Source organism: Mesorhizobium sp. B4-1-1 (genome assembly GCF_006439375.1).
GTDB lineage: Bacteria > Pseudomonadota > Alphaproteobacteria > Rhizobiales > Rhizobiaceae > Mesorhizobium.
The window spans coordinates 128,779-150,331 of record NZ_VFTH01000008.1 but is presented as its reverse complement, the minus strand read 5'-3'; the positions used below and the strand labels follow the sequence as shown (position 1 = coordinate 150,331).

Genomic DNA, 21,553 nt, shown 5'->3' with positions numbered 1-21,553 from the left:
CGGCTTTCGCCAATCTCGGAAGGCTCTTCTTGCGGCGTAGAACCGAACAAAACAGCCACGACATCTACCTCGGCAGCGCTACGCGGCTCAAACCGCGGTCGGACTGTTCGCCGAAATCGTTATGTCGAGCGTCACGTGGCCCGCGCCGGGGCCGAAGCGGCAGAAGGCTTCCGCGAGCGTGGCGAACACCGCGCCGGCGTCGCCGCGCAGCCTGGTGCAGAAATTCTTTGAGCGGTCGAAGACGCCGGAGTTTTTCAGGAAGTCGATGCAACCATAGATCTCGTCCATGTGGTCGCCGGTGCCCATCACATAGAGCGAGAATTGCGCCGCCACCGGCTGGTCGGTCGAGGGCGTCGCCTCGACGGCGCGGAGCGCGGCACGCTTGCGCTCCTCGAGCGGAATCGCCGGGCCGCCTATCTCGTCCGAGCGGCAGATCGGATCGTCCGGCTCGCCGGGACAGCCGCGCGAGACCGCCGCCGACAGCACGCAGTGCTTGCCGCTCTTCGCCGCCGCGACGAACAGGTCGCGCATGGCGGGAAATAGCACTTCGGGCGGCCCGACCAGCAGCGTCGAGATATCGTCGGTCTCGATCCTCAGCCTGTCGCGGTAAGGGTCGAGCGCGCCCAACGCGCCAAGGATGACGCCGACGAAATCGTCAGCCATGGGATAAAGGGAAATCTGTGCGCCGGAAAACATGGCCCGCCTCGCTCCGCTGGTATTATCCAGATCAGCTTTAGGGTCCGGAGGCTTGCCGCCGCCATCTCAGCCCCGACCGTACGGAGCACCCCTGTGGATCGCCGCGTTAAAGCACTGTTCGAGCGAATGGGAAAGCGGTTTTTTGCGAGGCCAATCGAACCAGGGGCCCCATCTCCCTTAGGGAGATGCCGGGTTATAAGATTTTTCGCAGATTTCTTATAACCGCGGTATCGTAACCGCAGTGTCGTTCAAATTGTACGAATCCGGCTTGATTGTTTTTCGTACATAAAGTACGATATTTCCCTTCCTTTGAGGGGACTTGCTTGAATACCGCGAACCATGGCGCTTTCGCCAACCTCTCCCGCCCTTTGTTCTCGCCACTGCCGTTTGCCGAGCGTGAACGCCTCGCCGGCGCTTGGCGCATGGCCAGCCAGGACATCGCTGGTGCATGGCCGCGCCTATGTCGAGGCCTGCGCCGCCTGGCTCTCGGAGACGGTGGCGCGGTATCTGCGCAATCTCAGGCTGATCAGCGAATGCGAAAGCGCGATGATCGCGGCAGGCGTGCGGTTTGCCCGGTCGAGCGATGCGTGGTGAGGCAGGCAGCTCCCCCTACAACCCTTGGGCCGCCCGTCGAAAAATGCATCGTTTCATACAATTGGAAATTGGTGGACGCGGCTGAGCGGCGGGTGGTTAAATTCGTCTCAGGCGAAGGAGGGTAAAGCCGCGTACCAGGGAGGAATTCGTTGATGGACCAGCGTATCGACATCGGCATACAGCCCGACGACCAGCCTTACGAAGTCACGTCATTCGCCAGAAAGCATGGCCTGACGATCCCCGTCGCGGACGCGGTGCTTTTCGCCAAGGGACCGTCGCCGTCGCGGACCGCCTGCGATACGGCGGCGCTGGCCCTCATTTGCGCGGTCGCGCAATACGCCGGAAAGCAAGGGAGACGGTAGCCTCCCCTACCAGCTGAACTGCAGCCCCACATTGCCGCCGACCTGGCTGCCGGCGAAGGCAATGCCGAGCGTGCTGGTCAGCCGGCCGCCATGGTCGAAGCCCTCGCTCAGCACCGCGGCGCCCGTGATGCCGAAGGCATTGGCATAGCCGGCATTGCCCCAGTTGACGCGCACGCCGAAATGCTCGCCCTGGACGAGATCGGGCGCTGCGAGCGCGGCCGAGATCGAGGCGTTCTCAAAGGCGCGCGTGATGCGGTTGTCGATGTCATCGACGTGGGCCGCGAGCGCCGTCTTACCGACCTCGGTCATCTCGCCGCCGTTGCCGTCGTCGACCTGCTTCTTGGTCACGCCAGTCTGGGCGTTGATGCAGGTGTCCGTGCCCGGGCTATAGTAGTAATTGGCCCCATAGGCGGAGCAGATCTTGACATATGCGACCGCCGCCTGGGATGGCGCCGCAAGGAGCGTTGCCGCGCCGAGGATCGCCGGCGCAAGAAGATATCTGAACATTGATTGCCCCCGGTCGCGCTTACCAGGTGAACTGCAGGCCGGCATTGCCGCCGACCGTCTTGCCGGAGAAGGCGACGCCCGCGGCGCCGGCCAGCCGACCGTTGCCGCCAGGCATTAAGCCCTCGCCAAGAACCGCTGCGCCGGTGACACCCATGGCATTGGACTGACCGGCATTGCCCCAGTTGACGCGCACGCCGAAATGCTCGCCCTGCACCAGGTCTGGGCCGGCCAGCGCCGAGGCCACCGACGCACCCTCGAAGGCACGCTGGACGCGGCGGTCAATGTCGTCAACCTTGCTCGCCAACGCCGTCTTGCCGTCGACCACACCCTCCTCCGTCACGCTGCGCGTCTCGCCCGTGTTGGCATTGATACAGGTGGCGGTGCCGGGACTGTAATAGTATTGCGCGCCATACGCCGTGCACGCCCTGACGTACTCGACCGGCGCCGCCTGGCAAGGCGCAGAGAGACCGCCCGCCACAGCTAGAAACGCAAATGAAATGACACGGTTGATACCCCGCATGCCCTGATCCCCGAAGTTGCATGTTGAGAGAAAGCCTCGCATGAAAAAGGCGCATGCGGGCGCGCGGAGTCAACTGCGCCTTCCACTCAATGCCTGACTTTTACTGGGAGCACTTCATCTATTGAACACAGGTTGCAGCCAAGGCACAGCAAATATTTCAACCTGATCAGTAATTCCCTGATGATTGGAGCTGTGGCTTATTAACACTCTCAAGCGATGCCAAGCGATCTGCTCGGCAGGCTCGCCGACATGGACGCGCGGCTGGCGCAGACCGCGGCTTTGCAAGTCGCCGTCGCGCCGCCGGTGGGTCAACATGCGGCAGACGGTCTGACGACCGCCCGTAATCCCGTTAGGACGCGATCAGCCCTTGGCTTTCGACTTGGGTGACGCCTTGGGGGCCTTGGCAGGCTTCTCCGCCTTCGCGGCCTTCGGCTTCTCGACCTTGGCGGCAGCGGCCTTCTTGGCGGCTTTCTTCGGCCTGCCCGCCTCATCGATCTCGGCCGTCGCCTGGTCCCAGTGCTCCATATGCGCGCCTTCAGGCCGGCCGGCCTGCTCCCAAATCTCGTGCGCGCGCTGGCGAATGCGTTCGTACCTGTCGTCCGTCACTTTGTCGCCTCCTAAGGTTTGGGACTGTTCCCCAGCCAAACATTAGCCGAATTTTCGCGTGGCGTCTTGGGTGTAGACGCGGCGCGCAAACGCATCTTAAAGCAATATCCGGTGATGGCTCATTTCTCGTCGGAGAGCACCGCGATGCCGAGATACGCGGCCTTCTTGACGATCAGTCCGGCCAGGTCGGCGTCGGAACGATCAGTTCCGGTGCGCTCGCGCAATAGCGCGACCGCCTGCTTGATCGACAGCAGCCCATCGCCGCGTTCGGCCAGCAGCTTGTCGACTTGGCGGGCAATGTCAGGGGATTCGACGTGTGGATGATGCATGGCAACGACTCCTTCCGCGCTTCGTTGCCTCCCAAACCGCTGCCTATCTTAGGCTTTATGCCCGGATGCGAGAAGAGCCCGATCCTTCCCCGACGCTCCGGGAGAGGATCGGGCTCTTTGAGGACTAGATCTACTGGATCACCTGAACAACGCGGCGCGTGCCGGGATCGATCAGCACCGTATGGTCATTGACGACCGCATAGCGGTACTGGACATCCGGAACCTGCTGCAGCTCGACGGTGTCAGGCACGGTCGAGCCGACGCCGAGCTCGAGGCCGAGCACATTGACCGAGGCGATCGGATGCTTGTGGACATATTCCTTGACCACGGTCTGCTGCTCGGGGGTGATGATCACCTCGTCCGCGGCCGCGATGCCGATGCCGGCCATCAGAGCCAGGCCGGCGACAGCTGGAATGAGGGTGGTTTTCATCGTTTCTCTCCTGTTGCGTTGGTGAACTCCGCCCCGGCCTCCGCGGGGGCGGAAACACGGGCAGGTGGAACATGGGAGCTCCCGGGGCAAACGCCGACGGCAGGGTGTTGTTCCGTCAGCGACGACTAATTGATTTGGCGGAACCTTCGCATCGGCTCCGCATTGGAAGGCATTGAAACTGCCCAAGTCTTTGAAATCAAAAGGATGCCGCAGTCATGCAAGAAGGCCCCATCAGAAGCGACATCGAACTTCGGGCCCCCGTGGCCATCGCCGTGGGCGCCGGCTTCAAGCGCGAGATCGCCACGCTCACCGGGATGCAGAACTTTCTCAAGGAATGGCCATTGGCGTCGCGAGGCAAGAGCCACAGCACGGCGTTGCACGCCTGCGAGGCGGCGCGAGCCGGCGACATCGATCTCGACAAGGCGCGGCAGGCATTCCTGGTCTTCGCGAAGAAGGCGGGAATCGAATGGACCGGCGCCGATCCGGTCGCAGTGCTGCGCGAAGCAAAGATCAGGCGAAGCCGGGTACGCGAAAGCCGGGCACAGAACCGACACGTGCCTGGATAGTCTCTCGCCGGACAACGGCCGGGCGGCGGCGTCGGGCATAACGCCCGCAGGGCCAGCGGCACCCGCTGGACTCGCGGCGTCTGTTGATCACGCCTCACAACGCATATAACGACATCCGCCCAAGACGCGGTGCGCATCGGCCTCGACCACGAGTTTTAGGATTTTTGGCCTGCGAATCCCGGAGCAACCGGGCGCGCCCTGGCGTCCGTTGCATCCGTTTGCCTGCAAACCGCCGCCTTGCCGGCTGGAGGTCGACTGGATCGATCGGGGAGGATTTGGCTGGGGGCGGCTGTCAGCTCGGTGCCGATTCGCCCGGCGCCTCGGTAACGAAGGACGCGGCGATCAGATCGTCCGCGTCTATGCGTAGAGAGCCCTCGCCGCCCCCCATGATGGCCGCGACCTTCTGGAAGGTCTTCATCTCATGCTCGGTGATCCGGGCGTCCCGCATCCTGGCTTTGAGATCGGCGACACGCATCCCGAGCGAACGGGACGTTCCGATTTCACGTTTCGACATGTTGGTCAGTCTCCTCCCCCAACCCGTGCCTGTTTCGCCGCCGCCCGAATCTTAATCCTGCGCATGCTTGTGTTCTCTATGAGGCAATTTCGAACACAGCAGCGGCAACGCGGGCCCGGAACGAAGGTTCCGTTAGCATATGGTAACGAATTAATACTGGTTGACGGCCGGCCGCAGTTGGCGGCAGGGCCGTCAACTCAGCTGCGAATGATCCTACTGGATGATCTTGACGATCTTGCGCGTGCCGGGATCGACGACGACCGTCCGGTTGTCGATCACCGTGTAGCGATACTTGACGTTGGGAACCTCGTGCAGTTCCACCGTATCCGGTAAAGCGGTGCCGACGTTGAGTTCCACGCCGGGAACCTTGACCGACGCCAGCGGCTGCTTATGCACATATTCGCGGATGACCGTTTCCTGTTCGGGCTGGATGATCACATCCTCGGCGGCGGCGGCGCCGATGCCGGTCAGAAGCAGCAGGCCCGCGGCTGCGGTTGTGAGGTGCATTTTCATCGATTTTCTCCTTGATTTGGATATGCCTCTCACGCTGCGCCTGCGATTTCACAGCCGGTAGGCAATGTGCGTAACGCCGGCCGACAAGCCTTGTTCCTGCAAAAAAATTCGCCGACACCATTTTCGGGGGAACGTCACAGGCGCATTCAAAGAACGTCCGCGGCGCGCGGCGCGACAATTTCGGAACAATGCTTTTCGGGCCGGGTTTTCCCAGTGAAGGGACCGAACTTTCCGAGGAGAAATCCCATGAAACATCTGCTTATCACGAGTATGATCGCGCTTGGCGTCGGTTGCGGCGCCGCCATGGCCCAGACCGAATCCGCACAGCCGAGCGGCGGCGAAAATTGCGCGGCCGGCACGGCCGATTGCCAAAAGGGCGGCAAGGCCGGCGGGCAGGCTCAGGGCGAGACGAAATCGAAGACTGAGATGAACGCTCAGGGCAAGGCCGGCGCCAACACCGAGGAGCAGGCCCAGGGCAAGGCCAAGATGAAGACCGATGAACAGGCCCAGGGTCAGGCCGGCGCCAACACCGACCAGAACGCTCAGGACAACACGCAGTTGAAGAAGAAGCAGCAGGCACAGGGCAAGGCCGGTACCGAGCAGAATGCCCAGGGCAACACCAAGATGCAGACCGAGCAGAACGCTCAGAGCAAGACCGGCACCAGCACCGAGCAGAATGCCCAGAACAAGACCACGACCCGGACCGACCAGCAAACTCAGGGCAAGGCCGGCACCACCAACGAGCAGAACGCTCAGGGCGGCAATACAAAGATGCAGACCGAGCAGAATGCGCAGGGCAAGACCGGCACGACCAACGAGCAGAATGCCCAGGGCAACACCAATGTCGAGACAGACCAGAACAAGACGGCCTCGATCAACAACGTGACGGTGGAGCAGAAGACGCAGGTCACGCAGATCATCCATGAGACCAAGGTCGAGCCGGTTCGCGACGTTAACTTCGACATCTCTGTCGGTATCGAGGTTCCGCGGCACAAGGTGCGTCTGCACCGCCTGCCGGCGCGCATCGTCAAGATCGTGCCTGCCTACGAATCCTACGAGTATTTCGTGCTGGCCGACGGACGCATCGTCATCGTCGACCCCGACACTTACAAGATCGTGCTGATCCTGACCTGATCCGGATAGCAGGACAGACAAGGGCCCGCCACGCGGCGGGCCTTTTTTCGTGAGGACAACCGAACACACGGGCAATCGCCTGCGCGTGTTCATTAGGCACGCGTTGAATGTTGAGCCTCGGGAACGATTTGGCGCAATTCCCAGTTGTCACACCAGAAGTCCTGCGTCCCTAGTCCCTATCGGATCGGACAAAAGGGCGATGGGCCCGTCGGCAAATCGTTCAAGCTTGCGGTCCACCTGGAAAACGTGCATGGGTCGAGATGGGTAGAGATATGGGCGAGATCGTCGATGACCGAATGTGGCCGCGGCGCTCGAATGGGCAGATGTATTTTCCGCAGTTTCTTGTGGGAATGGTGGCGACGCTTCTGGTGATCCTAGGTTGGACTTACGCCTCCACGGGATCTGTCTGGACGGCGATCGGCTGGACATTCCTGGCTGCCGTGGTTTTGCAGGTCGGCTATTTCGTGGCCGTGCTCTGGCTCGTGCATGGCGAGACCCGCGCGGCCGACGAAAGCAAAGCGGATGCAAGCTCGGCACCGGTCAAGATACCCGGCCCGTTCGAACGCGATGGAATAGTCCACGCTCTCATCTTGTGGCTGTTCCCGAAACTGCTGCCTTGATCGCTTTGAGCGGCGCTTTGCGACCGGGCTGACTGACGTCTTTTCCTTTTCGAGAGGTCGTCGCGCCGCAATAGCCAGCATTCCGCATTCTGCGCTCGAACGCAGGGACCGGGCTACGCCTCGGTGCTAAAGTTTCGAGGCGCCATCAATTTGTATCGTCGCTGGCGGGCCGCCTTTCACGACGTCAATGCGGCGCAACCCCGCCGGCTTGCAGCCGTCGGAACCGTGGTCCGAGCCGGCTGCAATCCTGTGGTTCGCCGAACTAACGCGCGGTGGCCGGCGAAGCCGAGCGCACCTCCTCCGAAGACGAGAACACGACGAAGCCAAAGATCAGCACCGCAGCGGCGACGATCAGCGAGCCGACCGCCACGACCGGCTCGACCTCCGGATGGCCTGCCGCCAGCATCCAGTAGAGCGCCGGCAGCATGACCACGATGCCGACCGTATAGAGGCCGTAATGGATCATGGCGACGCGGCGCTCGGCCTTGGCCGGATTGAGCGCATAGTAGCCGCCGAAGATGGCGCTGGTGACCCAGCCAAGAAGGTTGATGTGGGCATGCGCCGGAAAGGCGCCGTGATCGCCCGAAATCGCCATCTGCAGCCCGGCGGCGATGCCCAGGATAAGAAAGACGATGGCCGTCTTGAAGAAAAGCTCCGATACCCGTGGCATTTTGCTGTCCTCCCAATGCCTTTTGTAAACCCGACTCTGCGAAGTCTACATCCTGCAAGCCATATTAGCCATGGCGTACCTAAGTCGGGTGGGGCCTTCGGGCGAAAGCCACGAGATGTCGACGGCTTTGCAAAAAAATGGCTCGTCTCTTTCGAGGCGAGCCAAAAGGGAGCCGGGCTTGAGGTCGGCCCCCATCCAGGTTGCCACCTGAATTTCAAACGGAGCTAACGTAGCAGAGCCCGGAATTTATTTCACCGCAATAGCGGACTGACACGGTGAGGTTTCCCGACCTTGGACAGCTCAAGCCTTGCCGATCGGCCCATCGGCACCAAGGCGCGCCGCCAGGCAGGACGTCGCCCCTTTTTCAGCCGGCGGGTGAAAGCATGAGCTTCAGCGTTCCCATCCCTCGGCCAGAACCGCCGGCGGAGCACGGCAAGGCGCGGCGCCTTGCACCCGCGCAGCATTTGAGCAATGCTTGGCGACGGGGGAGTGGTTTCCGTAATTTCGGAAGCACGATTACATGTTCATTGACTACTACGAACTTCTGGAAATAAGCCCGAACGCCAATTCTGAGACCATCGAGCGGATTTTCCGCTACTTTGCCATGCGCTACCATCCCGACAATCGGGAAACAGGCAATGAATCGCGCTTCAGCGAGATCGTGGAAGCCCACAATACGCTGCGGGACCCAGTCAAACGGGCTCAGTACGACATCCTTTACCGGGAGCATCTGGGCCTTCGTCACGAACTCACGGAAGGAGCCCGCGACGGCGGCGGCATGGAGAGGGATACCGTCATCCAGGCCAATCTGCTGTCGCTCCTTTATGTGAGGCGCCGGCGGGACGTCAACAATCCGGGTATCGGCGACGACGAGCTCGAACGCCTGTCCGGCTGCCCTCGCGAGCACCTCGAATTCCACCTGTGGTACCTCAAGGCGAAGGGCTTCATCGGCAGGACCGAGAACGGGACATTCGCGATCACCGTGGAAGGCATCGATCACGCCGGGACCAAACAAGGCCAGGATCGCCGCGATGCCACCCGCCTGCTCGATCACGCGAATTAGGCCGACCATCAAAAGCCCGCCGACTGGCGCCTGAACCAGTGGCGGGCTCGATGAAGGAACAGCTACATCCCTGGGGAATCGACTGTCGTCTTCTCAACTCCCCATATCTGGGCTCGGTTCGCCGGGGGCGGCGGAGTCTAAGCCATGCACCATGGCGGGCAAGGACGAGGAGTGCGGGTTATATTGGCGTTGTGTTTCGCCGAATACAAGGGGACCGAGGTCTGACGTGCCGACGCATTGGGCCGGGACCCGTCGAGGGTGATTGCGAGGACGCCCCGCCAACAGCTTGTTTGACGCAATGCCGCGTGGCTGGCGTTCGAAAATCAAACTTGTTGCGAGGCTGTCATGCCAACGACAAGTGTATCGTAACACGACATTTTCGAAAGCCGTGAGCGACACACGAACCTCCGGCAAGCACCGGCCATTCGTGAAGTCAGGTGGCAACCTGTAGCGGGAGCCGACACCCAACAATGGGCTCCCGCTTTGGCTCGTCTCGACCGAGGCGAGCCATTTTCTTTCTGGAGATCGCGAGTGCGCGGCGGGCGACACACCGACAAAAAAGCCGCCGGACGAGGCCCGGCGGCTTTCGTTCACCCTCTGGTCGGTTCGCCCGGCCTTATGGTGTTGTCGTCGCCGTGGCAGCGGCTTGCGCGTCGATCTTGCCCGCTAGCGTGTCCTTGGCCCAGGCGGTGACGTCGGCGTCGACCGGCTTGTTGGCCATCTCGGTAAGGGCCGCGTCCAAGGACGCGTCAGTGGGGGGCGGCGCGTTGTCAACCGCGGCCTGGGCATCGGTGACCGCCTGGTTGTCGGCGGTGATTGCCGTGTTCTGGGCGTCAATCTGCCCCTGAACGTCGGCAACCTGCGCATCGAGAGCGGCCTGCTGTTCGGTCGTGAAGCCGGTCGTGTCGGTCGCGTTGAGATCGGCGAGTTGCTGAGAGAGGTCGGCGAGCTTGCTCTGGTCGGTGGTCAATTGGGCGTTCGCGGCGTCGAGCTTGGCCTGCGCGTTCTTGGCCGCCGCGGCCTGCGTCGCGTAAGCCTGGACGCCGGCGAATTTCTTGCTCTTGGAATGCTCGTAGGCGCTTAGATTGCGCTTCAGCGAGTTCAACCGGCCGAGCTTGGCGTGGATGTTCTTTTCCTTGGGTGTGGCGGCCGTGGTCGTGTTGTCGGTCGAGCTGTCGTCAGACGCGCTGTTGTCGGACGCGCTGTCGGTGCCCTTGTTGTGACCGGGAGCGGAAGCCGACTTGCCGTGCGAGGCACCACCATTGCCGTTGCCGCCGGCATTGCCACCGCCATTTCCGTTGCCGCCGCCGTTTCCGTTACCGCCGCCATTACCGCCGCCATGGCCGTGGCCGCCGCCATTGCCGCCAGCGCCGGCAAGCGCGGGGGCCGCCGCGAGCGCCAGAATGGCAAGAGATGCCAGAAGTGTCTTTCGCAATGTCATTTTGCTTCTCCGCAGATGAATCGTCGTCATGGCCCACCGCTAGACAGCCTCTTATGAGAATTTCCTAATGGCGTTGGATAAACTTTAAGCAATCGCGGTCGCGAAATGAGAGCACGGGTCGCCATCCTTCGGCGATCTTCACGAAATGGCACGTTAACATATTGAAATTCAATGGAAATACAAAGGGCCGAGCACCCTTGGGCCGTTTGGAACAATGAGGGCCCTTGTCTCGCCAGACCATGGTCCCAAAGATGTTTCTTGCGCCCCCGCAAGGCGACGGCAGCAAGGCCCTGTCACCCGGTTCGGCGCAGCTATGAAGAGGGTTCCGCAGCGCAGGCGTTCTGCTTCAAGGGTTGAGGCGGCGCCCGGCTCCTGACCTTGTGCACCGGTGCTGGACCCGGCACCGATCCTCTAACCGCCGACCAGCGGCACGGCCACCGAGGTCGTGTAGCTGATCGGGTAATCGCTGAAATAGGGGAAACTGATGACGAAGGCATAGCTGGCGTTGACGTGTGCCATGCGGAAGCCGCCGCTCACCGGGTCGGTGGTAATGGTGACGTTCACGTTCTGCAGGCCCAGCGCCTGCAGTTTCTGCGTGGCGACGGCCTGGATATCGGCCTGAGTAAGCGTGTTGTTGAGCTGCAGCGAGCGCGCGGAGGCTTCGAGCGCATAGCGGACGCTGGAGGCGTTGTTCATCGACCAGCCGAAGGCGAAGATGCCGAACAGGAGCATGATCAGGAAGGGCACGATCAGCGCGAACTCAATCGCGGCCCCGCCCGAGGCATTGCCGGCGAACGCCCTAGCTATTTGCTTGTATCGAGGCGCAATTCCGGGCGGAAGGCTGCGGCGCACTTTTCCTGGGGTTGCTTTAGCGGACACGAACCACCTGCTGATGGCCGATCGAGGTGTTGTTTGGGAAGGGGCCGAAGGTAAACGGGGGAACCCAGGTTCCGGACGCCTGGATCTGGACATAGATCGTGCGTAGGTTCGACCCCGTGCACGGGGTCGCCGCGTCAACCACGGTCGTTCCGCATTTGTAGGTGCGGTTCACGGTGACCGCCGCGTCGGCGGGCTTGTTGTCCCAGCTTGCGAGCGCTGCTGCTTGGGTGGCGCTGTCGTCGGAGGAGCCGGCCAACAGCAGGTTCGCCGCCGTTTTCACGCTGGCCCGCATCGCCAGCGAACTGGTGACGTAGGACCAGCCGTCCGCGATACCGAAGAGAGCGACGCACAGCACCGGCAGCACGAGCGAGAATTCCACTGCGGCGGCGCCGCAGCGGTTCTTGCGGAAGCGGATCGGCAGCGGCCCCATGCTGTTACTCGACGATCGCGACCGACGGTGCAGCCGGGATATCCCCGCCCCCGTATTTCGAGCAGTCCTGGTTGATGGTCGCATTGCCCGACCACTGGATGGTGTCGGCAACGACTTGCGTGCAGCCGTCCAGGCCCGAGAAATTGCCAAGATAATTGACCTGCTGCCTGGGGAAGTAGATCGCACCGGTCAAAAGCGAATTTGCGGTGCCGTTGAAGGTGCTCTGCGCCGCCGTTCCTGTCCGGTCGCCGTAGAACAGCACGCCGGAATAGGTGCCCGAGGTCGGCGCGCTCAGCGTCACCGTAGCATTGCCGTTGATGCTTACGGTATTGCTACCGGCCATAAAGATGGTGACGCCGGTGCAAGGCGCCGCGCAGGTGACGACGGCGCCGGCGTTGATCTTCAAATTACCCTGCACGACATAAGTACCGGAAGACAGCGCCACATTGCCATTGAGATTCATGCCACTGCAATAGGTCCCGGGCTGCAATATTTGTGCTGACTTGCCACTGTTCACGGGCTGACACTGGTTAGAGGATGCGGGCGCCGGCAGGCTGGCGAACGGGTCAGAGGCCGGCAGCGCCTGGGTGATCGGAGACTTGCAGAGCGTGGTCACCGGATTGTTCAGCACCATGCCGCCGACCGTGATCAGGCAGTCGGCCTGGAGGCCGGCCGAACCCTGCACCTTGATGGCGTCGGAGGCGAGCGAGTCCGACATGACCGAGCAGCCGGTGAACTTGACGCTGGTGTTGCCGGAAAAAAGGGCGGCCTGTGATGCCGAGGGATTGAGCGCCAGCACGCAGGCCTTCGAGGCATCGGTGATCAGAGCCACCGCCCTCGCCTGCTCGGGCACCTTCGTCTGCGTGAAGATGGACGTGAAGATCCGGTCGAGATTCTGGTTGAGGATCACCTCCACCGCCTTCTTGGCCGTGTTCGGCCCGGACGCCGGCGGCGTGTTGACGACGATGGTGCCGCCGCCCAGTCCGTTCGAGCCGGCCGATGACGTGGCGGCGGCGGTGATGGCGGTGGTATCGGAGCCCGCGACCTTCTCCAGCGCGCCAGCATAGGCCGCGGCGTCCGCGATCGCCTGCAGCTTCAGGCTCGAATAGTACCAATAGGACGTCTCGACGCCGAGGCCGGCGCCGCCGATGACCACCGGCAGGGTCAGCGCGAAGATGGTCGCGACATTGCCGCCCTTGCCTTCGCAAAAGCGTCGAGAGACCAGTCGAGAAAAAAGATTTCCGATGAACCGACCTGAAAAGGCCATGGCCGAGTGCACCCAAGCTATCCCGGCCATTACGTTCATCATCGGCGTATGAACGAATGCCTAATTATTTCCCTCGACTTGCGCTGTTAGGACTGCATCAGGCCGCCACCCCGGCCTTGCGCCGCGCACACTAAGACTTAAGGCCCAAAAACTCTCAGACTTAAGGTGTAACCATCAGTTAAACCGTATATTTTAGCACTTTCTGCATTTTATCTTTTTTGGAAATCGCCCGTAGAGACAGCGTGCCTATCACTCTCGCAGATAGGACGAGGGCGGGCTTCCATGTTTGCACGTTTCTGGGCTTCGAGGCGCGGCAACTTCGCGGTCGCGACCGCGGTGGCCATGGTGCCGCTGATGCTTGCCCTGGCAGGATCCGTCGACCTGATCGGCACCAGCGACGACGCCGCGCAGTTGCAGAATTCGCTGGACGCGGCCGGCCTTGCGATCGGTACGAAATACCAGGCGAGCATGTCGGCGAGCGACGTGCAGCAACTCGGCCAGACCTTCTTCGTGGCCAATATGAGCGCCGCCGACGCGCAGGAATATTCGGGCAGCGTCGCCGCCTTCCAGGCCGGGGCCAGCGGAAGTCCGAGCGCCTACTTCATTTCGCTGTCGTCGAGCATCAGCCGACCGGCCTTCGTCCCCGGCATGCCGGCCTGGCCGGCAACGCGCTCCGCCTCCGTCAAGATCAAGCCCGGCGCGCAAGCCTGCGTGCTCGCGCTCGATCAGCATGCCGACGGCGCGGTCAGCCTGCAGGGCTCCACCAATGTGGCGATGAGCGGTTGCGTGATCGCGGCCAATTCGGACGCCGGCGACGCCGTCAGCCGGGGCGGCTCGGCGATCGTCAGCGCTGGCTGCGTCTCGACAGTCGGCGGCACGCAAGGGTTGACGCCGCCCAGCGCCACTCTTTCCTGCGGCGCGGCGCAGGAAAACCAGTATGCCTCGTTCGATCCGCTGGCGGACGTCGTTCCGCCTCCCTACACGCTCTGCCTGCCAGTGCCGAACGGCAAGACGATAACGCTTTCGCCGGGCACCTACTGCGACAAGACGCTGTCGGGAAAGATTACCCTCAGTCCGGGCACCTACATCATGCGCAACGTCACCATAAAGCCGGGCGGCAACGGCAGCCTCAGCGGCCAGGGCGTGACGATCTTCCTGATGGAGAACTCGCAGCTCATCATCAACGCCAACGAGCAGGTGAGCCTGTCGCCGCCGAGCAGCGGCCCCTACGCCGGCATCACAATCTACCAGGCGCGCGGCAACACACAGGCGCTGACGCTGAACGGCGGATCCGGCTCGGTGGTGAGCGGTTTCATCTACGCCCCGGACGCTGCCATCACCTATGCCGGAAATTCGGATATGAACGCCGAAGGCAGTTGCCTGCGGCTGGTCGGCGACACTGTCGCAATGACGGGAAGCTCCGCAGTTAAATCGGACTGCACGGCCGAGCTTGGGAACCGCGCGATGTATGCGGGACGGATGATCACGCTGGCGAAATGAGCGCCAATTTCGTCATCCTTTGAAATGCAATTCCGGACGGAAAACCGCTCGCACTTTTCCTGGAATCGCTTCCAGGGAAGATCACGATCCGCCTATGATATCCGCGCCCGGCTGCTCGTCGAAGAGCACCGCGCAGCCGCGCTCGAGCGCGACCTGCGTCAAGGCGTTGGCCGCATCTGTATCCGACGAGACGAAATCGCCGGTCAGGACGCGAAATTCCTCGACAGCCTTTGACATCGGCACCACACGTCCGGCCAAACGGCCGCTCGCGCATGCGTCGATGACGCACAAAAGATCGATGAGTTCGAAATTATGCATGGCGGCCTCCGCCTGCGCCATCCCTTCGCTCAATCAACGGTATGAGGCGCGGACTGGTTCCCTCGCTTGTGTTCGTCGGATGGCCTGACGGGCGCGAGCTTGAGATCGAAACGAACAGGCAGGCATGGCTCGACACAGGCCTTGCGCACCGATCCGGTGGCCATCGTGTCGATCGGAAGAAGGACCACCATCTGGGCATGGCGCTGTGGCCAAAGCGGCCTGCCGAAGAGGAGGAAGACGCCGCCGATCAATCCCGCCAAAAGCAGCGCGGCAAACAGGTTCGCGATCACGTTGCCGGGTTGCACGGCCAGCAACTCCAAGAGAGTTTCCAGAGCGGAAGGAATGCCCGCCATATCGCAGGAATGGCGGGCACCCATCGTCGACCGCCGATGAAGGGACTTTGTCCGGCGGCTTGCTAGCCAATGAATTGGTGCCGCTGTTGTTGCGTGGAAATCGGGGGGTCGGGCCTCTGCGTTCGATGGATGAGACTTCAGTCTGAGCATGGCCCCGGACCGTCGCCCGAAGGCTGGAACAATCGCTTCATGCTGTCGTTGCCCGACAATCGAGATCGGCGAAAGGAGAGGAAGTCGTGGCCGACGGACCTACAGTTGTAAACACAGGCGGCGGTGGCGGCGGCGGAACCGCGGTCGCAGTCGTTCTCGCCATCATCGTGATCGTCGGGCTGCTGTTCTTCACCGGCATCATCAATGTCGGCGGCGGTGGCGGCGGATCGACCGACGTCAACGTCAAGATCGACACGCCCAAGATCGAGGCGCCAAAGGCCGACACGCCGCCGGCGCCGACCAAGACACCGTCGCCGGCACCCGCTGCTCCGGCGCCGGGCCCAGCTCCCGCTCCCGCGAGCGGCGGCTGACCCTGGCGAACGCGACCAGTTGGCCAAAGGGTCTTGCTTGTCGTGCTTCCGGCCCGCGTATTCTTGGGAGACGCGGGCCGCCCTTGGAGCGGTTCCGCTTCTGCAATGGCGTCGAGCCGCTCCAAGTATTCGCCCAAACCGAAGTAGAATTCAGTCCCCGACGTCCATCGGCTGATGGCCGGGTCGCTGATGCCATAACACCTGGCAATAATCCGTCAGTTCGACGACCTGCGTGCAGACCGGACAGACATAGCTGTCGCAGCATCGGCGGAGCCCCGGCGGGCCGCGACGGGCGGCAATGACCGGCACGCGCGAATAGCCATTCACGACCTGATCAAGCATCGATTTCCTCCCGATGGTTGCTGATTATCTCCACCCAAAAGTTTCCCCCTCGCCCGACTATGTGGCACCGGCGCCGCGCTCGGTAAGCGCTGAGGCAGGTTCGGCATCCTGCTGATGGGGGATTGCGAAAAGTCGCGATGGTATCGCCTTCATCGTTGCCGAGGGTTCGCATCGAATTCTCCCTGTCGGGCGAGAACGGTGGGTCCCTCAACCACCGCCGTGCCAGCGCGAGAACAGGAAGCACCCGGCGATCGGGTCCCGCATTAACTTCCGATAGGAAACGCTAAAAATTTTCGAAGGCCGAGAGCGCCTCCAATTATATTAGCGATACCTCATAATATGGGGTATGAGTAAGCCAGCGGTCGCCGACGATCGCAATGTCGGGCTCCGCTTGCACAAGGGAGGATGCCATGGCCGAAACTGCAATGCAGGTGACGAAACTCGAATCCAAATCGCACAACAATCCGGACGAAGTCCGCGCGCCCGCCAAGACGCGCGTCGAAATCGTGCGGCTGCCAGGTTATTCGCTGGCGCGGATGAACATGCAGCCGGGCTGGAAATGGTCCGAATGCGTGAAGCCGGTGGTCAAGACCGACAGCTGCCAGGTCTCGCATGTCGGCTACGTCGTATCCGGCTCGATCACCGTGCGCATGACCGACGGCACGCAAAAGACCTTCGAGGCCGGCAGTTCCTACACCATCCCGCCGGGCCACGACGCCTGGGTGGAAGGCAATCAGCCCTTCCAGTGCATCGAGGTGCTGAGCGCCGAGCAATACGCCAAACCAGCATAGGCCGGATTCAGCCGATGGGCGGCTATGAAGCTGCACCAGCCAAGGCTGCGGGATCGAGGCGACGTCACCTTGGTCCCTTCGCAGGTGCAATCGCCGCCTCATTCGAATGAATGAGGCAGGCTCATTCGTTTGTATGAAGACACAGAAAGCAAGCTCACAGGGCCTTGACACCAGACTGCTTTTGTTCTCTTTATGTTCCCTAAATCTGCCTTTTCCAACAGAGAAATCTAATACTGCACCGCGGCAAAGCGGGCGCTGCAGACGGGAGCGCAGGATGCTCGCTACGGACGCCGCCGCTGCCGCCACCATCCTGCATGCCGATCTCGATGCCTTCTACGCCTCCGTCGAGCAGTTGCTCGATCCATCATTGCGCGGCAAGCCGATCGCCGTCGGCGGCGGCGTGGTGCTGGCGGCTTCCTATGAGGCCAAGGTCTTCGGCGTGCGCGGCGGCATGCCCGGCCGCAAGGCGCGCGAGCTCTGCCCGCAGCTCATTTTCGTCGGCGGTCATTTTTCCGAGTACCAGCGTCTCGGCGATGCGGCGATCAAGGTGCTCGACGATTTCACGCCGGTGGTCGAACGCATCTCGATCGACGAGGCCTTTGCCGATGTCGCCGGCTGCACGCATCTGTTTGGCCCTCCGCAAGAGATCGCGCGAAAAATCCGCGCGCGGGTGAAGGCCGAGCTCGGCCTGCCGATCTCGATCGGCGTGGCGCGGACAAAGCATCTCGCCAAGATCGCCTCGCAGGTCGCCAAGCCAGACGGATTGGTGGTGGTCGAGCCCGGCACCGAGCTCGCCTTCCTGCACGATTTGCCCGTCACGCTGATGTGGGGCGTCGGCCCCGCGACCAAGGCCAGGCTCGCGGAAATCGGCGTCGAGACGATCGGGCAATTGGCGCGCACGCATAGCGGGGCGCTGGAGCGGCTGATCGGCCATGCCGCCGGCCAGAAGCTTGCCGCGCTTGCCTGGAACCGCGACCCGCGCAAGCTGGAGATGCATCGGCGCGCGCATTCGGCCGGCGCGCAATCGGCGCTGGGCAGGAAACCGGCGGTGGCGCGCGTCTTCGTGCCGACGCTGCTGCATCTTGCCGACCGCGTCGCCAGCCGGTTGCGCGCCAAGGACCGGCCCGGGCGCACGGTCACGGTGCGCGTGCGCTTCGCCGACATGCGCGCGGTGAGCCGCTCGATTACGCTGGAGCAGCCGATCCAGGCGACCGCGATGCTGGCCGAGATCGCCGAGGAGCTGGTGCGCGGCGTGCTCGCCGCCCATCCGGGCGAGCGCGACATCTCGCTGCTCGCCATCTCCGTCTCGCATCTGGATGAGCATGCCGAGCTGCAGCTCGAACTGCCGCTCGGCCTGGCGGACGAGAAGCTCAGGCCTGGCAGCCGAAAAGGTCTCGCCCGCTTCGGCGCCGACCGCGCTATCGACAAGATCCGCCAGCGCTTCGGCAAGGAGGCGGTCGGCTATGGCACGGTGGCGCTGGAAGGCCCGCGCTCGGTACCGGACGGTTTCAGGGAGCTCGCGGAGAAGGAGTTATAGAGCGGCCTGCGCTCACCTCCCCCAGGCCAGCCGCATCGTCACACCGACAACCAAGTGCGCTCGCTGTGGCGCCGGGATCTGGTGGCACGCTTCCAGGCGGCCAAGGACGCCGACGATCGCGGCCTGCCCAATGACGCGACGCGGCCCGACTATGCGGCGGCGCGCGGCGTCTTCTGGGTGATCGCCAGCAAGCCAGACGCGACCCGAGCCGAATTTCATGCAGACCGCCGCCATCGCGCCTGCCGATATCGGCACATCGCTGCATTTCCTGGGCAGCGAAGAGACCGTCGATCTGGTGAACTGGGGCTATTGCGCGGCCGATCAGGCGCTGCGCGACTGGCACGAGCCGGCGGTGGCAGCCGGCAAGGGCCTGCCCTTGACGCCGGGCGACGTGAGGCCCGGCCGCTGCGCGCGCGTGTCGAAGACGGTTTAGGATGTGAGCTGGCGCGCGAGCCGCGAATCTCCCCCGAAAGTATCGATTTGCCGGGCCGCGAGGCACGCGAAGCATTCATGTCGACCATGAGGCAGCCCATGCGAACCGCATCCTGTGCCTGCGGGCAACTGAAGATCTCCTGTGACGGCGAGCCGCGACTGGTCGCGTTGTGTCATTGCCTCGAGTGCCAGAGGCGGACCGGCAGCACTTACGTCATTGCCGCATTCTTCGCGCGCTCGGCGGTCACGGCCGAAGAGACCGCCAGCACCTACAAAGCGATTGTCCGACGGCGGCCACGCGGTCATGTTCCATTTCTGCCCGGAGTGCGGCTCCAGCGTCTTCTGAGAGCCAGAGCGCAAGCCGGACGCGATCGCGATGGCGGTGGGCTGTTTTGCGGATCCGGCGTTTCCGGCGCCGACGCGCGTTGCATGGGAGGAGAGAAGGCATGCGTGGATAGGCGGGGAGGCGACGGCGGAACTGCCAATCTGCCCCTCGAGGGGAAGATTGAGCGCTCCGCCGCTTTCGTCAATCGCCTTGGCGCAATCCAATCCGGTTCATTCCCTGCCCTCCGCATGCTAACAGGATCGCTTTCAACCTAAACACCGGGATGGACAGCGACATGGCAGTAGAAAAAGTAGCTCTGGTGACGGCGGGCGGCAGCGGCATGGGGGCTGCGGCGGCCAAGCGCCTGGCCGCGGACGGCTTCAAGGTCGGCGTGCTCTCCTCCTCCGGCAAGGGCGAGGCGCTGGGCAAGGAGCTCGGCGGCTTCGGCGTCACCGGCTCCAACCAGTCGAACGAAGACCTGAAGCGCCTTGCCGACGGCGCGCTGGAACGCTGGGGCCGCATCGACGTGCTGGTCAACAGCGCCGGCCACGGACCCCGCGCGCAGATCATCGAGATCAGCGACGAGGACTGGCACAAGGGCATCGACACTTATTTCCTCAACGCCGTGCGCCCGACCCGGCTGGTGACGCCGGTGATGCAGAAGCAGAAGTCAGGCGTCATCATCAACATCTCGACCGCCTGGGCGTTCGAGCCGAGCGCGATGTTTCCGACCTCGGCCGTGGCGCGCGCCGGGCTTGCCGCCTACACCAAGATCTTCGCCGACACCTATGCCGCCGACAACATCCGCATGAACAATGTGCTACCCGGCTGGATCGACAGCCTGCCGACGACGAACGAGCGCCGCGACAGCGTGCCGATGAAGCGCTACGGCACGTCGGAAGAGATCGCCGCGACGATCTCGTTCCTCGCCTCCGATGGGGCCGCCTACATCACCGGGCAGAACATCCGCGTCGACGGCGGCATCACAAGGGCGCTGTAAGTCACGCCGCGGCAGGACGGCACCCGGTGTTGCCGGGCGCTACGTCATTTGCGGCGGCGAAGGTGCAACAGCCAGAGAAAGCCCAACAAGGCAATGACAGCGGCGACATTGCCGAAAACGTTGCTCCAAAAACGCGCCGGGTCGTCCACACACGAAATCCAGCTGAGTCTGCCCCGGATCTCGCCGGTCTTGAGGCCGTAGGCAAGGTTATAGATGGCGAAGGCGGCGAGTGCCGCCACCAGCACAAAGACGGCGTCGTGCTTGTTGCGACCCATGCAGCACGTCTAGCCGCGCCCGATGAAATTTTGCTTATCGTCGTGTGGACGGCACGTCGCCTCGGATCATCCGGGCCTGCGGGATTTTAGCACGCACAGAACGCATAGGAAGGCTATCGACGCCACCAGGACAATCGAATTGCCGACCACGATGTTCCAGAATCGAGTCGGGTCGTCCGAGAGAGCGACCCAATGCAACTTGCCGCGGACTTCGCCTGTCTTGATGCCGCAGGCAATGTTGTAGATCGCGATGGCGGCAAGCGCGGCCATCAGGACAAACAGGTCGTTGTTCTTGTTGCGATCCATGGAAGCGGATTTTAACAGCGCTTGGTGAAATTTTACTTACCTTGGGTAAGGCGGCGGCCGTTGCACCGGCCGCCGCCGCCCTCAATTTTACTGGTTGATCTCCGGCTCGACGAGCTTGGCCAGGTTGCGCAGCGATTCCTGCCAGCCGAGATAACAGGCCTCGGCGGGGATGGCGTCCGGGATGCCGGCTTGGGTGATGTTGATCTCGGTGCCGACCGACACTTTCTTCAAGGTCACCGTCACTTCGATCTGGCCCGGCAGGTTGGGATCGTCGAAGCGGTCGGTGTAGCGCAGGCGCTCGCCCGGAACGAGCTCGACGAATTCGCCGCCGAAGGCGTGGCTGTCGCCCGTGGTGAAGTTGCGGAAGGACATCTTGTAGGTGCCGCCGACCTTGCCCTCGAACTGGTGCACCGTGCAGGTAAAGCCATTCGGCGGCAGCCATTTTGCCAGCGCATCGGCCTCGACGAATGCGCGGTAGACCTTCTCCGGCTTGGTCGCCAGGACGCGGTGCAGGTGGATGGTGCTCGGCATATCTCGATATCCTTCTTCAGTTGATCGATGCCCCAAGGACGGGCGGGCTCCAGCCGATCCGACAGAGGGCTGTCAAACTTTTTGGCTAGAGCATGATGCCGAAAAGTGTGAAGCGGCTTTCGGATGACATCATGCTCTATCTTTTTGATCTAGAGTCGGATGATTTCAGCTCGATTTGACC

The 21,553-nt window shown here is 62.7% G+C and carries 32 protein-coding genes and 1 riboswitch; of the genes, 13 read left to right on the top strand and 19 right to left on the bottom strand.

Annotation, left to right across the window (positions count from 1 at the left end; all coding sequences use genetic code 11):
* Positions 1-87: 87 nt before the first annotated feature.
* Entirely contained in the window at positions 88-696 is a 609-nt protein-coding gene (locus tag FJW10_RS13900) for a YkoF family thiamine/hydroxymethylpyrimidine-binding protein (RefSeq protein WP_140900532.1), read from the bottom strand.
* Positions 687-799: riboswitch (TPP riboswitch) on the bottom strand. It overlaps the preceding gene by 10 nt.
* A 293-nt stretch (positions 800-1,092) precedes the next feature.
* On the opposite strand from FJW10_RS13900, the gene FJW10_RS13895 reads away from it, so the two are divergent.
* Positions 1,093-1,290, top strand: coding sequence for a hypothetical protein (locus FJW10_RS13895; RefSeq protein WP_140900531.1), 198 nt, complete (start codon positions 1,093-1,095; stop codon positions 1,288-1,290).
* A gap of 152 nt (positions 1,291-1,442) precedes the next feature.
* Complete coding sequence (locus tag FJW10_RS13890; RefSeq protein WP_140831720.1) at positions 1,443-1,652, top strand: hypothetical protein; 210 nt, start codon at positions 1,443-1,445, stop codon at positions 1,650-1,652.
* 6 nt (positions 1,653-1,658) lie between these two features.
* Here the strand turns inward: FJW10_RS13890 and FJW10_RS13885 are convergent, their stop codons facing one another.
* From FJW10_RS13885 to FJW10_RS13865, 5 genes are all read right to left on the bottom strand, one after another.
* Positions 1,659-2,159 carry a porin gene (locus FJW10_RS13885; RefSeq protein WP_140703592.1) on the bottom strand — a complete coding sequence of 167 codons (501 nt, stop codon included), beginning with the start codon at positions 2,157-2,159 and terminating at the stop codon, positions 1,659-1,661.
* A 19-nt stretch (positions 2,160-2,178) separates the two neighbouring features.
* Positions 2,179-2,679 (bottom strand): porin, encoded by a 501-nt coding sequence (locus FJW10_RS13880; protein ID WP_181177525.1) that lies wholly within the window; start codon positions 2,677-2,679, stop codon positions 2,179-2,181.
* A gap of 360 nt (positions 2,680-3,039) precedes the next feature.
* On the bottom strand, positions 3,040-3,285 hold the full coding sequence (locus FJW10_RS13875) for a DUF2934 domain-containing protein (RefSeq protein WP_140900528.1): 246 nt from the start codon (positions 3,283-3,285) through the stop codon (positions 3,040-3,042).
* Between the two features lie 119 nt (positions 3,286-3,404).
* Positions 3,405-3,614, bottom strand: coding sequence for a hypothetical protein (locus FJW10_RS13870; RefSeq protein WP_140831714.1), 210 nt, complete (start codon positions 3,612-3,614; stop codon positions 3,405-3,407).
* Positions 3,615-3,744: 130 nt separating this feature from the next.
* Positions 3,745-4,044: a DUF1236 domain-containing protein gene (locus FJW10_RS13865; protein WP_140831712.1), complete on the bottom strand. Its 300-nt coding sequence runs from the start codon at positions 4,042-4,044 to the stop codon at positions 3,745-3,747.
* A gap of 215 nt (positions 4,045-4,259) precedes the next feature.
* Here FJW10_RS13865 and FJW10_RS13860 point away from each other — a divergent pair, with 215 nt between their 5' ends.
* Entirely contained in the window at positions 4,260-4,610 is a 351-nt protein-coding gene (locus FJW10_RS13860; RefSeq protein ID WP_140900527.1) for a DUF982 domain-containing protein, read from the top strand.
* Positions 4,611-4,902: 292 nt separating this feature from the next.
* Here the strand turns inward: FJW10_RS13860 and FJW10_RS13855 are convergent, their stop codons facing one another.
* Together FJW10_RS13855 and FJW10_RS13850 are read right to left on the bottom strand one after the other, a co-directional pair.
* Positions 4,903-5,124, bottom strand: coding sequence for a hypothetical protein (locus tag FJW10_RS13855; protein ID WP_140652209.1), 222 nt, complete (start codon positions 5,122-5,124; stop codon positions 4,903-4,905).
* Between the two features lie 213 nt (positions 5,125-5,337).
* A complete protein-coding gene (locus FJW10_RS13850; protein WP_140831709.1) occupies positions 5,338-5,637 on the bottom strand; it encodes a DUF1236 domain-containing protein in 300 nt (99 codons plus the stop codon).
* 246 nt (positions 5,638-5,883) lie between these two features.
* On the opposite strand from FJW10_RS13850, the gene FJW10_RS13845 reads away from it, so the two are divergent.
* A complete protein-coding gene (locus FJW10_RS13845; RefSeq protein ID WP_140900526.1) occupies positions 5,884-6,771 on the top strand; it encodes a DUF1236 domain-containing protein in 888 nt (295 codons plus the stop codon).
* 272 nt (positions 6,772-7,043) lie between these two features.
* Positions 7,044-7,391: an exopolysaccharide production repressor protein gene (locus tag FJW10_RS13840; RefSeq protein WP_246674252.1), complete on the top strand. Its 348-nt coding sequence runs from the start codon at positions 7,044-7,046 to the stop codon at positions 7,389-7,391.
* A gap of 262 nt (positions 7,392-7,653) precedes the next feature.
* Here the strand turns inward: FJW10_RS13840 and FJW10_RS13835 are convergent, their stop codons facing one another.
* Positions 7,654-8,061 carry a hypothetical protein gene (locus tag FJW10_RS13835; RefSeq protein WP_140900525.1) on the bottom strand — a complete coding sequence of 136 codons (408 nt, stop codon included), beginning with the start codon at positions 8,059-8,061 and terminating at the stop codon, positions 7,654-7,656.
* 520 nt (positions 8,062-8,581) lie between these two features.
* Between FJW10_RS13835 and FJW10_RS13830 the strand changes: the two genes are divergently transcribed.
* Positions 8,582-9,124: a J domain-containing protein gene (locus FJW10_RS13830; RefSeq protein WP_140900524.1), complete on the top strand. Its 543-nt coding sequence runs from the start codon at positions 8,582-8,584 to the stop codon at positions 9,122-9,124.
* 616 nt (positions 9,125-9,740) lie between these two features.
* On the opposite strand, the gene FJW10_RS13825 is transcribed toward FJW10_RS13830, so the two are convergent.
* The 4 genes from FJW10_RS13825 to FJW10_RS13810 all read right to left on the bottom strand — a co-directional run bounded on the left by FJW10_RS13825 (position 9,741) and on the right by FJW10_RS13810 (position 13,171).
* Entirely contained in the window at positions 9,741-10,565 is an 825-nt protein-coding gene (locus FJW10_RS13825; RefSeq protein ID WP_140900523.1) for a hypothetical protein, read from the bottom strand.
* Between the two features lie 411 nt (positions 10,566-10,976).
* The gene (locus FJW10_RS13820) at positions 10,977-11,417 is read right to left on the bottom strand and encodes a TadE/TadG family type IV pilus assembly protein (protein WP_246674251.1); all 441 of its coding nucleotides are present in this window, start codon (positions 11,415-11,417) and stop codon (positions 10,977-10,979) included.
* Positions 11,418-11,433: 16 nt separating this feature from the next.
* Entirely contained in the window at positions 11,434-11,874 is a 441-nt protein-coding gene (locus tag FJW10_RS13815) for a TadE/TadG family type IV pilus assembly protein (RefSeq protein WP_140900521.1), read from the bottom strand.
* Between the two features lie 4 nt (positions 11,875-11,878).
* Positions 11,879-13,171 (bottom strand): pilus assembly protein TadG-related protein, encoded by a 1,293-nt coding sequence (locus tag FJW10_RS13810; RefSeq protein WP_246674250.1) that lies wholly within the window; start codon positions 13,169-13,171, stop codon positions 11,879-11,881.
* Between the two features lie 252 nt (positions 13,172-13,423).
* Between FJW10_RS13810 and FJW10_RS13805 the strand changes: the two genes are divergently transcribed.
* On the top strand, positions 13,424-14,641 hold the full coding sequence (locus FJW10_RS13805) for a TadE/TadG family type IV pilus assembly protein (RefSeq protein ID WP_140900520.1): 1,218 nt from the start codon (positions 13,424-13,426) through the stop codon (positions 14,639-14,641).
* Between the two features lie 81 nt (positions 14,642-14,722).
* Here the strand turns inward: FJW10_RS13805 and FJW10_RS13800 are convergent, their stop codons facing one another.
* Entirely contained in the window at positions 14,723-14,959 is a 237-nt protein-coding gene (locus FJW10_RS13800; RefSeq protein WP_140831696.1) for a hypothetical protein, read from the bottom strand.
* A 29-nt stretch (positions 14,960-14,988) separates the two neighbouring features.
* Complete coding sequence (locus FJW10_RS13795; protein WP_246674249.1) at positions 14,989-15,336, bottom strand: hypothetical protein; 348 nt, start codon at positions 15,334-15,336, stop codon at positions 14,989-14,991.
* Positions 15,337-15,548: 212 nt separating this feature from the next.
* On the opposite strand from FJW10_RS13795, the gene FJW10_RS13790 reads away from it, so the two are divergent.
* Positions 15,549-15,833 (top strand): hypothetical protein, encoded by a 285-nt coding sequence (locus tag FJW10_RS13790; protein ID WP_140831694.1) that lies wholly within the window; start codon positions 15,549-15,551, stop codon positions 15,831-15,833.
* A 150-nt stretch (positions 15,834-15,983) separates the two neighbouring features.
* Here FJW10_RS13790 and FJW10_RS13785 read toward each other — a convergent pair whose 3' ends face one another.
* On the bottom strand, positions 15,984-16,175 hold the full coding sequence (locus FJW10_RS13785) for a hypothetical protein (protein ID WP_140831692.1): 192 nt from the start codon (positions 16,173-16,175) through the stop codon (positions 15,984-15,986).
* A gap of 410 nt (positions 16,176-16,585) precedes the next feature.
* On the opposite strand from FJW10_RS13785, the gene FJW10_RS13780 reads away from it, so the two are divergent.
* From FJW10_RS13780 to FJW10_RS13760, 5 genes are all read left to right on the top strand, one after another.
* On the top strand, positions 16,586-16,966 hold the full coding sequence (locus FJW10_RS13780) for a cupin domain-containing protein (protein ID WP_140900519.1): 381 nt from the start codon (positions 16,586-16,588) through the stop codon (positions 16,964-16,966).
* Positions 16,967-17,240: 274 nt separating this feature from the next.
* Positions 17,241-18,503 carry a DNA polymerase IV gene (dinB, locus tag FJW10_RS13775; RefSeq protein WP_140900518.1) on the top strand — a complete coding sequence of 421 codons (1,263 nt, stop codon included), beginning with the start codon at positions 17,241-17,243 and terminating at the stop codon, positions 18,501-18,503.
* Positions 18,504-18,720: 217 nt separating this feature from the next.
* Positions 18,721-18,936: a hypothetical protein gene (locus FJW10_RS13770; RefSeq protein WP_140900517.1), complete on the top strand. Its 216-nt coding sequence runs from the start codon at positions 18,721-18,723 to the stop codon at positions 18,934-18,936.
* A 77-nt stretch (positions 18,937-19,013) separates the two neighbouring features.
* The gene (locus FJW10_RS13765) at positions 19,014-19,535 is read left to right on the top strand and encodes a GFA family protein (protein ID WP_348639756.1); all 522 of its coding nucleotides are present in this window, start codon (positions 19,014-19,016) and stop codon (positions 19,533-19,535) included.
* 20 nt (positions 19,536-19,555) lie between these two features.
* On the top strand, positions 19,556-20,260 hold the full coding sequence (locus tag FJW10_RS13760; RefSeq protein ID WP_140900516.1) for an SDR family oxidoreductase: 705 nt from the start codon (positions 19,556-19,558) through the stop codon (positions 20,258-20,260).
* A 44-nt stretch (positions 20,261-20,304) separates the two neighbouring features.
* Here the strand turns inward: FJW10_RS13760 and FJW10_RS13755 are convergent, their stop codons facing one another.
* From FJW10_RS13755 to FJW10_RS13745, 3 genes are all read right to left on the bottom strand, one after another.
* Entirely contained in the window at positions 20,305-20,535 is a 231-nt protein-coding gene (locus tag FJW10_RS13755) for a hypothetical protein (protein ID WP_140900515.1), read from the bottom strand.
* A 66-nt stretch (positions 20,536-20,601) separates the two neighbouring features.
* Complete coding sequence (locus FJW10_RS13750; protein ID WP_140900514.1) at positions 20,602-20,841, bottom strand: hypothetical protein; 240 nt, start codon at positions 20,839-20,841, stop codon at positions 20,602-20,604.
* A gap of 87 nt (positions 20,842-20,928) precedes the next feature.
* A complete protein-coding gene (locus FJW10_RS13745; protein WP_140900513.1) occupies positions 20,929-21,372 on the bottom strand; it encodes an SRPBCC family protein in 444 nt (147 codons plus the stop codon).
* Positions 21,373-21,553 lie beyond the last annotated feature (181 nt).